The organism is Carboxylicivirga sp. M1479, assembly GCF_007097485.1.
Taxonomy (GTDB): Bacteria; Bacteroidota; Bacteroidia; order Bacteroidales; family Marinilabiliaceae; genus Carboxylicivirga.
In genome coordinates this window covers 13,838-26,592 of record NZ_VKDE01000024.1, presented here as the reverse complement: position 1 = coordinate 26,592, position 12,755 = coordinate 13,838, and the positions used below count along the sequence as shown (strand labels likewise).

The 12,755-nt window shown below is 38.1% G+C and carries 10 protein-coding genes; 4 read left to right on the top strand and 6 right to left on the bottom strand.

The features are described 5' to 3' along the window. Window positions 1–10: 10 nt before the first annotated feature. Window positions 11–2,083 carry a hypothetical protein gene (locus FNN09_RS14770; RefSeq protein ID WP_143303142.1) on the top strand — a complete coding sequence of 691 codons (2,073 nt, stop codon included), beginning with the start codon at window positions 11–13 and terminating at the stop codon, window positions 2,081–2,083. 5 nt (window positions 2,084–2,088) lie between these two features. Here the strand turns inward: FNN09_RS14770 and FNN09_RS14765 are convergent, their stop codons facing one another. Then, entirely contained in the window at window positions 2,089–3,036 is a 948-nt protein-coding gene (locus tag FNN09_RS14765; protein WP_143303141.1) for a hydrogen peroxide-inducible genes activator, read from the bottom strand. 118 nt (window positions 3,037–3,154) lie between these two features. Between FNN09_RS14765 and FNN09_RS14760 the strand changes: the two genes are divergently transcribed. Both FNN09_RS14760 and FNN09_RS14755 read left to right on the top strand, forming a co-directional pair. Then, window positions 3,155–3,634 carry a Dps family protein gene (locus FNN09_RS14760; protein WP_143303140.1) on the top strand — a complete coding sequence of 160 codons (480 nt, stop codon included), beginning with the start codon at window positions 3,155–3,157 and terminating at the stop codon, window positions 3,632–3,634. A 557-nt stretch (window positions 3,635–4,191) separates the two neighbouring features. Then, window positions 4,192–5,850, top strand: coding sequence for a nucleoside kinase (locus tag FNN09_RS14755; RefSeq protein ID WP_143303139.1), 1,659 nt, complete (start codon window positions 4,192–4,194; stop codon window positions 5,848–5,850). A gap of 254 nt (window positions 5,851–6,104) precedes the next feature. On the opposite strand, the gene FNN09_RS14750 is transcribed toward FNN09_RS14755, so the two are convergent. The 3 genes from FNN09_RS14750 to FNN09_RS14745 all read right to left on the bottom strand — a co-directional run bounded on the left by FNN09_RS14750 (window position 6,105) and on the right by FNN09_RS14745 (window position 8,120). Then, window positions 6,105–6,749 carry a hypothetical protein gene (locus FNN09_RS14750; RefSeq protein ID WP_221932511.1) on the bottom strand — a complete coding sequence of 215 codons (645 nt, stop codon included), beginning with the start codon at window positions 6,747–6,749 and terminating at the stop codon, window positions 6,105–6,107. Window positions 6,750–6,773: 24 nt separating this feature from the next. Continuing rightward, the gene (locus FNN09_RS21360) at window positions 6,774–6,953 is read right to left on the bottom strand and encodes a hypothetical protein (RefSeq protein WP_221932510.1); all 180 of its coding nucleotides are present in this window, start codon (window positions 6,951–6,953) and stop codon (window positions 6,774–6,776) included. 303 nt (window positions 6,954–7,256) lie between these two features. Beyond that, window positions 7,257–8,120: an AraC family transcriptional regulator gene (locus FNN09_RS14745; protein ID WP_143303138.1), complete on the bottom strand. Its 864-nt coding sequence runs from the start codon at window positions 8,118–8,120 to the stop codon at window positions 7,257–7,259. A 407-nt stretch (window positions 8,121–8,527) separates the two neighbouring features. Between FNN09_RS14745 and FNN09_RS14740 the strand changes: the two genes are divergently transcribed. Further along, window positions 8,528–9,475, top strand: a complete 948-nt coding sequence (locus FNN09_RS14740; protein WP_143303137.1) for a TRM11 family methyltransferase — start codon at window positions 8,528–8,530, stop codon at window positions 9,473–9,475. Window positions 9,476–9,539: 64 nt separating this feature from the next. Here FNN09_RS14740 and FNN09_RS14735 read toward each other — a convergent pair whose 3' ends face one another. Together FNN09_RS14735 and FNN09_RS14730 are read right to left on the bottom strand one after the other, a co-directional pair. After that, a complete protein-coding gene (locus tag FNN09_RS14735; RefSeq protein ID WP_185969027.1) occupies window positions 9,540–10,955 on the bottom strand; it encodes a DUF1254 domain-containing protein in 1,416 nt (471 codons plus the stop codon). Window positions 10,956–11,167: 212 nt separating this feature from the next. Continuing rightward, the gene (locus tag FNN09_RS14730; protein WP_185969026.1) at window positions 11,168–12,625 is read right to left on the bottom strand and encodes a DUF1254 domain-containing protein; all 1,458 of its coding nucleotides are present in this window, start codon (window positions 12,623–12,625) and stop codon (window positions 11,168–11,170) included. Window positions 12,626–12,755 lie beyond the last annotated feature (130 nt).

The window sequence follows — 12,755 nt, the reverse complement described above, 5'->3', positions numbered from 1 at the left end:
TCCAGGTACTATGCGCCAAGTCCTTACTGTCATACTTTTTACTGTATCTGTGCTTTGCACTGCTCAAAACCATTTGAGTATAGAGCAAGAAGCTTGGCTCTATCGCATTGTGCACAAAACGCCTGTCTTACAACAAAACTGGAAACACTATTTTAGTTTCGATAAACAGGCTTTTAGAAAAGAAGGAAGATTTAGATCTTACTACGATTACAATGCCATAGAGGCCTACCAGAAACTTAATCCCAAGAGTTTAACAATTCACTACGACAGAATTCAATCATCATCATACGGATTGATTTCAGAGGCTGCCATAAAACTTACCTTATGGGAATTAAATCTGGAACTGAAAAAGTATATCTACCAGACAGATCAATGGAACGACAGCTTGCTTAACAAGTTCAAACTCCCTTTAAACAAGCTATTAAGTGGTGTTTCTAAAAAGAAGAAGCAAGCAGCTTTAAACATCATACTTAACCCGTCCTTACCCATCTTTAAAAAAGTTGAGCTCCTTGACAAACTTAACATTGATGCGGAGGTACAAAAGTTAGTGCTCAATACATGGGGAGAACAAATAGCAGCCTATAGCCGTTTGAAAAGTCAGCACTTTTTTGGCATATTATCGAACCAGCAAAATCTGGTAGCCACAACATTTTTAGCTGCTGGCGAAGGTAGTGGAACTGCTGGCTTGCTTTACGAATATGAGTTAAATCCGCAAGACAGTAGCAAACGCTGGTATGGTAAAGGCATTGGCTTATTTACTTATCAGGTGCGTGTACGAAAAAACCAAGTTGTTTTACAACCACAAGTATCAAAAAAACTAGTACTCCCAGCGAATCAAGCTATAGCACTTCACACCTCTCTATGGGGCCTCGATTCTTCTTTTAAACCCATGCTTATTATTACCGATGACAGCATTAGCTATCATTTATTTGCCGATGCTGCCACCAATGGACTATCGCCCAATAAAGATGTTAGCAAAGGTATATCGCACATAGAACGAATTGATGAGTATCGACAAAAAAAAATTGAAAACCCGCTAAGAGAAATACAAGACAATGGTTTACTCAAGGAAAACTATCGACAAAAAGAAGTTCTGGAGCAGCAGTTGAGCACATTAGAATCTGAAATAGATTCGATAGTACAATTAGCCCCTAGCAACACAGATACAATTGCTTATAAAAAGAGGTTGATAGATGCTAAACTGAGTACCTTAAGTAAGAAAGAAAATCGATTAAAGGAATTGGAACGTCAGCTGGCTCAGAAATACAAAGACATCAATACAGCAGAAGCTAGCTTACAAAAGATGATTGATTTACTAGGCCCTCACCCACAGAGCTGGACCAATGAAGACCATTTATTTAAGTATGCCACTGGCGCCAGCTTTAATACCATTACACAAGATTTGATTCTTCCATCGGACTCAACAAAGAGAACAATTGAAGTTAGATTGATCGCAGCTGGCTATACGCTTGAAGGAATTAAAAAAGATGAAGTACAAGCTTATGTTAGCCTTACCAATGCCAGGGAAGCTAAACCAATAGTTACTGTATTACCTACTCACGTCGACACGATGTTTCAATATTATTATCATCCTGATGAAACTCTCCCCTATTCTCCTTTGCATTTCGACTCAAGGCTGATTAGCCAAATTAACCAACACAGTTTTGTAAAAATAAAACTGGAAGAGTTGACCATTGCCGATTCAATAAAAAGTACGGATACGAGCTACAAAAATTTACAACGAGAATACCAGCAACCTCGTACATTGAATGCTAAGAACCGAACAACACATATTCATTTTCAATCGGAAGCAGATACACTAAACATCCGAATTTTGGCAAAATGCGACCCTGTGCCAACCCGTTTACACCTAACAGATAGCTCAATCAGGGAGGTTCTAAATGTTAATGCGTCATCTGCTGAAAACAATAAATATCTGGCAGCATTAAGAGGACTCTATTTATTAGAATCAGTTCTGAATCAAACAAAGTTCAAAGAACAAAAGCATTCCATTATTAACCAACTGCCTGCTAACGACAAGGAACTATCAACAATCATCCAATTAATAGAAGCAGAGCACTAGAGAAGCTATTTCCACTCCACCACATGTCCACGGTCTTTATGCAACATTTCTTCGGGCACACTAGCTTTAATTGAAACTGACAAGCGTTCTAATAATAAGCGCTTGTAAAAAGCTCGAGAGTAGACCAAACTCACTTCGCGCAGCGGTACAGGTATTTCAAATTCTTTTACTTGCTTATGCAAATCAAACACCAATTCTTGCGCCGCCAAAGCAGGCAATAAAGTATAGCCACCCTCGGCATCAACCATTTTACGAATAGTATCCAAGGAGCCACTCTCGAAGTGCAGAGGAAGGTCGGCACTTACATTTGCTTGCAACTCGCATAAATTAAGTACCTGGGAACGAAAACAATGCCCCTCGTCTAACAACCACAATCCAGATGAAGTCAAGTTATCCACCTTTAAGCTTTTAACCTGGTGCAAAGAGTGTTGCGGATGTGCATAAATCAATACATCTTCATAAAAAAGGGCTTGTTCTATTATATCTTTTTCCTCCAAAGGCGTAACTAAAATAGCAGCATCCAATAAATCCTGCTTCAAAGCTTTTACCAAATCCTCCGTAATCATTTCTTTAAAAGAGATATTAACCAAAGGGTTGTTCTTTTTAAAATGACCAACAAATAAAGGCAATAAATAAGGTGCTAAAGATGGAATTATACCAATTGTTAAACTGCCCTCAATACGTCCAGATTCCTCTCTTACGATTTCCTCCATCCGATTATATTCGTTAATAACCACACGAGCCTGGGCAATAATCTTTTCTCCTACAGGAGTTGTTAAAATGGGTTGTTTGGTACGATCAAATATGACTATGTCCAGCTGCTCCTCCGCCTTTTTTATTTGCATACTTAAGGTAGGTTGCGTTACAAAGCACTTTTCTGCGGCAATGGTAAATTGTTTATAATTATCCACCGCCACCAGGTATTCTAACTGCTGTAAATTTAATCCAAGCATCTTATTATCAACTATTATAGATTTTATCGATGCAATATATAAAATTTACCTATTTGATTGATAATACGCGCAGTAATATATTTGTATCAGAAATTAAAACAAACAAAAACAAAATATTATGAAGACAATAAATGAACTTTTAGGCTTAAAAAAACAAGAGAGCGAACAATTGATCAATGAACTAAATAGCCTTTTGGCAAACTATCAATTATTCTATCAGAATCTGCGTGGTTTTCACTGGAATGTGAAGGGAGAGAAATTCTTTGAACTTCACCTAAAGTTTGAAGAGCTATACAACGATGCTGTTGTGAAAGTAGATGAAATTGCCGAGCGCATTTTAACACTTGGCGGAACACCAACACACACTTTTACTGATTATATTAACAGCGCAAGCATTCAAACAGCCAAAAACGTAAGTAATGGTAACGAGTGCATGGAAGTTACTTTGGAAAACATGGCTATCCTCATCCAATCTGAAAAAGCAATGTTACCATTAGCGCAAGAAGCTGAAGATGAAGGAACCATCACTTTGTTAACGGACTATATTAGTCAGCAAGAAAAAACCATGTGGATGTTGCACTCATGGCTAAGTAAATAGCCATATTCCACCCACCTACTAAGGCGTCTGATGAATCAGGCGCCTTTTTTGTGTTCTATAAGCGCTTATTACTTCCTAAGGTATTAATGTTTAGAATGTAAAAACATAAGTATAATACGGTAATCACATCTAAGAAATTGTTTTTCAACTAAAGCCGTTGAGGCTTCCCCTTTTTGCCTTCAGCCCAAAAAGGGAAGAAAAAGGCCGCCGACTAAAGCACTCGTTTACCCATTATGACATCACTACGGGAAAAATTTAATAATTGACAGCTTGGTATCAAATTTTTCTCCCCTACGTTTATGTCAATGGGTCCCAAACTGCGTTGCTTATGTCGGTATAACGCAAGATAAAACTATATTAAAAGTTAAATGCTATTGCCGTAACCCATGTAATAAGCAAAATGCTTTATCAATCATTTTGTTATACATTTGGTGTAAGTTGTACTTTATAAAGCAATAGGTAAATTCTATTCATTATTTATGCCATTTTAAACACATAAACCATCATGTGTCGGCTAAATGTTATATTTTTAATAGTCGAATTTTAAAACTAACGCAATGAAAACGGTTCATATAAAATGCCTCAACAACGATCAATCAAATTGTTACCCAGTAGGCACCTCTCTTGAAAAAATAGCAAATGACATGGGCATTAAATTATCGACCCCAATTTTGGGCGCTTATGTCAATAATAAACTGCGAGAACTCTCCTACGAAATATACCATCCTAAAACCATTGAGTTTATTGATATTACCCGCCCAGATGGCATGCGAATGTATATACGCAGTTTATCGTTGGTACTGTACAAAGCTACATCGGAGTTATATCCCAAGGCACAATTACGCATCGAACACTCGGTTTCAAAGGGTACCTACTGTTCGGTTGAAGGCGAAGAGTTAACCATTGAAGATGTGCTGTCTATTCAAAATCGAATGAAACAGATTATTGACCAGGACACACCTTTTATTCACAAACAGGATGAATCTGAGGAAGTTATCAATCGCTTTGAACAGCAAAACCAGCTGGATAAAACAGCATTAATTCGTCATCGCGGACAATTATACACTTCATATCACCAGTTAGAAAAACACATGGGTCTCTATTATGGTTATTTGGTGCCATCAACAGGTTATCTTAAGGTATTTGACCTGATTAAATATTACAATGGCATGTTGCTACAAATACCCAAGCGCCAACATCCCAACGAGTTGGAAGAGATTGTAGTACAAAATAAGATGTTTGACATTTTTCAGGAGTTTGCAGAATGGAACCGGGTGCTAAATGTGCGTAACCTAGCCGACATCAACACCTCTTGCTCCAACGGAAAAGCTGAAACACTGATTAAAATTTCAGAAGCACTGCACGAGAAAAAGATTGGGCATATAGCCGACATGATTGATGAACGCAAAAAATCGGTTAAGCTGGTTCTTATCAGTGGACCATCGTCGAGCGGAAAAACAACCTTTGGCAAACGCCTGGCTATCCAGCTTATGGTGGCAGGCATGAAACCAGTAAACCTATCATTAGACAACTACTTTGTAGATAGAGAAAAAACACCTTTAGACGAAAATGGCGAATACGATTTTGAAGCATTAAATGCCTTGGACGTTGAGTTATTTAACGAACAGCTGATTAGTTTATTGGCAGGTAAAGAGGTGGAAATACCTAAATTCAATTTTGAAACGGGCAAACGTTACTTCGATGGGGAAAAATTGCAGATGCACGAAGAAAATATTTTAATTGTGGAGGGCATACATGGACTAAACCCTCAGCTTACGCACCTCATTCCCGATCAATCGAAATTTAAAATATATGTATCGGCGCTGACATCGGTTAACATCGATAACCAAAACCTGATACACACAACCGACAACCGCTTAATCAGGCGCATTGTACGTGATTATAAATACCGAAAATATTCAGCTCAGGATACCATTTCGCGCTGGCCCAGTGTCAGGCGTGGAGAAGACTCACACATCTTCCCGTATCAAGAGGAAGCCGATGTGATGTTTAACACGGCCTTATTGTACGAACTATCGGTATTAAAGCAACAGGCCGAACCTATTTTACTAGAAGTTCAGCCCAACCAGCCTGAATATGCCGAAGCACGCCGACTATTAAATTTCTTCAGCTATTTCAAACCTATCAGACCCAATGAGATACCACCAACTTCGATTATACGTGAGTTTTTGGGCGGTAGTAGCTTTGATTATTAAAGACTATAAGTTTAACCATATAACAAGAGCTGTCCAAGTTAAGCAATCCTAAAAAAAATGATTGATTAACTGAGGCGGCTCTTATATTTTGTACCATTCAGAGGCTTGTGCGTATAGAATTATTGGTGGCTCATTCTTTTTGAACAATATAGAATGGCAGCCAAGTTTTTAATCTTTCCATTCGGTTGAACCGAATCAATAAATGGACACAAGACTCTATTCATCCTCTTATGACTTAACTCTAATTCAATCACTTAAAAGTTAAATTTACCGTTACCATTTTTTGCATCTGAATCAGCTAAAATTTCTTCAATGGTATCCCAATGCTCCACAACTAGACCATTCTCTATCCTGAAAATATCATAAAAAGCAACTTTCTTATTCATAAAAACACCTTCCGATACGCTAAGTACAAAATTACCCTCTCCGAAAATGGCATGATTCTTTTCGTATACCATCGGCATACCAGCTTCAGCAAGTGCTGCCAATGCATCTCCTAATCCAGCAAGGCCATCTTTTACACCAGGGTTATGCTGAAAATACTTCTCACTGGAAATATAATCGGTAATTTTATCAGGATTTGCACCCAAAAACACATCATCCAATAGTCCTTTTACTAAAGCCTTGTTACTATTCGTTTTTGCTAGATCTTCAATAATTGTCGGCCCATCAATTTGAGTTCGTCCAGAGGCTGTTTCGCTAACCTTCTCTTGCAAATTATCCCAATGTTCCACAATTAAACCATCTTCAAACCTAAAAATATCGATGCCAATCTTAGGTCCAAAAAAATTATAATCGGTATGTGCAATTACAAAATTTCCATCCTCAAAAACACGAATAGTATTCACTTTTGCACTTCCGGCTGGCAATTGTTGTAGCAAAGCGCCAAACCCTGCCAAACCATCGGCAACAGATTGATTATGCTAAATATATTTGTTAGCATTGATGTAGGCGATTGGTTCCGATGCACCAGTTTCGATACTTTTTAATAATTCAACTACCTTTTGTTTGTTTGATATTTCCATTTTTTCATCATTGTTATTGGCCTCGCATGACATTAAGAGCGCCAAGGTTAGAACTGTAATTGTGTAGAGTTTCTGCATTATTTTAAGTTTAAATATTACAATGCAAAGATGAAGTGAAACAAAAGGTGAGTAAAGGTAGTTTTCTGACTTTATAGGGTAAGTCTCTCCCTTAAGTAAGGGAAACCAAACAAAGTTCATACGCTACAAACAGTTTTCAAAAACTGACAAAGCGTCTCTTTTGCCACTATTGATAATATTGTTGAACAAAGCAATTCTGAAGAAAACGAAAATCCCTTTTAATTTTATTTCATTAGCATGCACTTAGTATCTAAAGTTACCTACTGTTACTTATGCGATTAATGGCATAGCTATGACAGACCATTAATATTGTTCCCTAAATTCTGAAGGCGTTTTATGAGTGTGCTTTTTAAAATACTTTATGAAGTTGGTTGGCTCATCATAGCCTAATTTATAGGCGATTTCTTTTATGGATTGATGGCTATGAACCAAAAGTCGCTTAGCCTCGAGCAAAACCCTTTCATCAATAATTTGTTTGGGCGTTTTACCCAGTAAAGTGGTGGTTGCTTTATATAATTGCTTTTCCGAAATACTTAATTCTGTTGCATATTTATTTACCGAGCGCTCCTTCCTGAAATTCTGTTCTAACAAGTCTTTATACAACATCAAGTAATCAAGGTTAACACCAGGCTGTAGCTCTTCAACTCCTTGCTTTTGAATCTCACGTTCAGCTTGTAGTAAAAAAACATGCAGCAAATTATGCAGTATATTATAATGTCTGCTATCAACAGATCGTTGATACTCGGCCTCCATTGCTTTAAATGTATCTCTTATACCAGAAGCTGTATCATGCAATTTTATTTTTGCTATGCCATACAAGTCACTATACAACATAGAAGAGTGTAAAAACTGAATATCTTGTTCGTTCTTACAAAAGAATCCATCGGTAAAAATAATAGACTTTCCTTTATAGATGCCATCCCCATCATATAGATTAACACTATTATGAGGAACAAAAATGATACAATCGTCTTCAATGCTAATAGGCTTAAAGTCTATGTAATGAGTTGCAGAGCCTTGTTTAATCCATAAAATATGATAAAACTGAGGTCGATGAGGCACAACCATTACTTCCTTTTTAGTATTTAACACACTTGATAGATCAATGATTTCGAATTCTAATGGCAAGCCATTTTTAAAGGGATATTTTTTAATATCATTGCTCATAAACTATCTTAATTTACCACGTATGCCAATTACGAATCTCTTTATTACTTATAAGTCACCTAAGTCTGACAAAAACACACTACTGCGTGAGGTGCGAATACATCCATATAGTAGAATGATCGTTAACAAAGCTAATTACTTTTTCTACATTCAGACATATCAAAAAGAGCCAATAATTCATTAAGAAAGTACCAGCTTTTTGCAAAAACCTTATGACCAATCACTGCTTCAACTTATTAATCAAAAAAGTAATTGATTAAAATACTAAAGCCAGAATGATTTTTAGAAAATTAGCTTGAGCCATCATCAAGTAATTTACCTGAAAAACAAGGTGCAATCACTTAGTAAATCTTATATTTACCACCTTCAAAATCAACAATACTCACCTCACAACATACGACTCCAACATGCACCAACACAGTTACATCTATTCTTTTAAGTACGACACGCACAATGTTGAATTATGTCAGTTGGAGTCGAGGCAGTTATTTAATGAGCAGGAAAATAATAAGTTACTGTTTTCAAATATTAAGATTGACCCCTCAATAAGTCCTTTTATAAAAAACCGTTTTGAAATTATTGCTAGTGCCGAAGACTACCAACTCTTGTTGAATAAGGTTAAGCAAGAGAACATTCATATGGATGGTTTTAAAGCCGAGTATATGGTTTTGCATGGCGATAAAACTAACTATACACAGAGGCTCGATAAGTTAAAAGATATTGGTTATTGCATTGAGGGCGATCCCGATTATGTTACGCCTTTAATTACCTATTCAATTTGCTATTACAATAACACATGGTATTTTGGAGAGCTTATTAAACACGATACCGATTGGTTTAAGCACAAGAAAAAGCCCTACTCGTTTAGCAGTGCCATTAACATGGATATTGCCAAGGCTCTTGTCAGTATTGTTTCCAAGGGTAATAAAAGCAAGCGATTATTAGATGCAGGCTGCGGTGTTGGAACGGTAATGCTAGAGGCTTGCATTGGAGGGTTTGCAATTGAGGGTTGTGACATACACTGGAAAGCCTGCCAGTCTACGCGAAAAAACCTTGCTCACTATGCTTATACCGCTAATGTTTACCGATCAGATTTGCAAGATCTTGAGCATAACTACGACGCAGCCATTATTGACTTGCCATACAATTTGTTTAGCCATTCGGATGACGAAAATGCCTTATACATTATTCAGGCAGCCATCAAACGAAGTCCCCGCCTTGTGATTGTATCTACTTCAGACATAAGCAGTTTATTAAGCGAGGCTGATTTAAAGCTTGTTGACTCTTGCTCCGTAGAAAAAAAGGGCAAGAAGTTTACACGTAAGATTTGGGTGTGTGAAATGCAGGCCTCATAACAGCAATACTTCCCCTTAGCTACTGCCAAGGAGAAATATTGCAGATACTTTGCTACGAATATATTTACTGTATCAACTGCACATCCGGCATTACAAAGGATTTATCCCAAAAGGCTTCATCAGGTCCATAAAGTCGTAACCAAACATATGGCTTTTTGCCTGAGGTAGGCACCCAATTGGACTCCAATCCATCGGGAGCGGTGGGTCCAAAATAAACATCCACACTGCCATCGTCATTCATTTGCATATCTGTTGTATTAAATAAGCCCAAACCCGAACGCCCAATAGGATTATCTATAAAAGCCCAAGTAGCATCGTCATACACAGTAATGGACCAAAACTGCTTAGTTGGTATTTCTTTCGGAATCCTGACTTTATACAATTTATCGGCTTCCAGAGCTCTCCCTTTTGAATCGGCAGTTGGAGCCAGGTACACAGTCGCTGGTCGTTCACCTAAGGTTTTGGGATACAAAGTAAAAAAACTCCATGCTGCCGCTCGCTTATCTATCTCAATTTGTTCTTCAGTAACAAAGTCAAATCCATCCACCTCATCAGTCTGCATCACAAAGCTCCAGTGCTTATCATTCCAATACAAACCTTGCTTGTGGTGTTCAGTAACCAAATTGTACACATAACTATACGCATCCTGCGCCGCTTTCCTGAATAATTCATTCTGGCGTGCTGACGGTTGATAAGGTTTACCTTTTTCTATACCAATGCTTGCCAGATGCCCCATCATTACTTTGTCACGTTCCAAAACTGGTTCAACACTAAAAATGGCATGTATATCTTTCAAAGCACGTTCATCATAACGAGGTAATGTTTCCAAGGGATATTGAAGACCATCAACAAACTTTGTTTCGGTACTTTCGGCTCCCAAGTAATACATTTTCATGGTCTTTGTATATTGATAGGCATCTTCATCGGTGGCATTCTGCCCTCTTATCGATCGAAAAACCAATGAAATACGGTTGGTGGTACATTGTATTGGAAAATAGCCGGAAGTAGGTATGGCACCGGTATAAGCAGGAGGTATAAACAGATATTTACCGCCTTTACCTTTATCAGCACCAGATGGCCCTACATCTGCAATCGTTGATTGCCAGGCATCCACCACTTGCCCGTACAAACTAGCTTTCTCACCCGCCGCAGGTATTTCCAATACAACCGGGCCATTTCGCAAATCGGTAAATGCACATATATACGGGGTAGCGGTATTAGCCGTAATGGCTTTATGCTGCGATAATGCGGGGGCAGAATATGCAACCACCACATTATTATCAACACCTGGCAACTCCATAAAGCCTTTGCGCAAACGATAAATAGCTGTGGCTGGCATGGCCCAAACTACCGCTTCAAATGCACGCTGATAAGTAACCTGCTCCTCTAATGAGTTAAATTTAATCTCCTGTTTCGCATCATTATCTTCATAGAAACAGCTTGTCATTACTACCGCGAGGGCAATCAATATTGAAATCATAGCACCGAATTTCATATCATCTAGTATTAATGGTTTATATAAGTTTACATTACAAAATTGCTCTTTTCTGATTATGTGTAGCAGAGGGGAACACGAATTAATAATAATTAAGTGATTCCCTTAGTCTACAAAAAGCAATACTCCACAAGATGCTTGCGGAGTATGCTGTTAAAGATTCATATGCCTTATAACTTCACTTTTTTTAGTTGCTCTTACCTAATTCTTTCCATTTGAGGCAACTCATACTTTAAATCTATCACATCCTGATGAGGCTCGTACATGCGCAATATCAAGTAAAAACCGCCTTCAGGTGCTGGTAACCAGTTATCCGTATTCTCCGGCTTTTCATTTTGAATTAAAATCTCAAACGAACCATCAGCATTCTTCTTCAAACCAGATGACTCACTACTCAACTTGTAGCGATTAAGCTCATTGTCGCAAAACAGCTTGGTGTCAGCTTTATATAATGTAAGCGACCAAAAAGCATTAACCGGAGGCTCCTCTTCAAATCGTATCGTATAACTATGTTTTCCACTCGTCGCTTCACCATCACTGTCTGTATATCTTATCGGATACATGGCCTCTTTTTCTCCTTGCCCACCCAAATAAGGCCCTGCTATTAAAGAGCGAAACCCGTAATCAAAACCATAATCATCTAATTTGGTGGCAACATTCCACCCATTTATAATTGTTGATGACGAATACATGCTCGATAAAATTGTTAATGGAGCTTCTAAAGCTGCTTCTTTCAATCCTTTCAGCTGAGACGGATTCAGTGACGCTTCATCAAATTTACCATTTTTAATCCCAATTCGTTCCAGCTGACCGACCAAAGCTCTGTCTTCAGCTAATATTGGGTTTTGATTCATGGCAAAAGCCAGATAACGGTAAAAGCGTAAAGTATCAGAAACAGGATATTTTGGCATCTGTGGTAAAGTGGTATTCTTCTCCATGTTCGCTTGCCCCATATATTCACTTATTGCCTTTAACTTGAATTGGTCTTGCAGTGCATGTACTTTACTCACATCTTCACCCTCCAATACATGAATACGTCCCCATAGCCAGGCTTTGGGCGTGCGTACATTCACTACTTTGTCAATACCTGAGGGTAATTTTCCATTCCACGCTGGTGGAACTAAAGCGATGGTTTGTGCCTGTGTACCCGTATTGCGCTTACCAATATACTCGCTTAAGGTATGGTACATATCAAATACATTAACAACGTAGTAACGACCATCGGTGTCTGGTGTTTGAAGAATGTAAGGCTCCGTTAAGTTAACAACAGCACTCATATAATAAGTATCGTTATTGGCTGTTGGCATGTCTTCATCCATAGCCGTTGGTAGTCTTTTGGCCCATCCTATTTCATTCAATGGAGCACGGTAGCTGGTTGCTGGCTTAGGATTTGGTACATCAATGTAATCGCGCATGGCCTGCTCCATGCGCACCATGGCATACCCCCACTGATAAGCCATTGTTCCCATTGCTTTGGCATCAAGATAATAACCTTGTGCCGCAATATCAGCATTGGGTGCAACACTAATTACCGGATCATCTTGCAGAGCTACCTGATCATATAGTGTATTTCTTGGTTCTTTTTCCGTAGCGATATAATTACAAGCTGTTGTAAGTAAGGCTACTATTCCTGTTAATGCTATAAATTGTTTCATCATTCAATAGTTTAATTAACCATTATGTTTACACTTCAAAGATCTCGCATAAACCATTGTTTTATTAGAGGGCCAACCTTAATTAAGTATTTTAAGGGAAACACTTAGATACATAGAAACCGCATCGGCA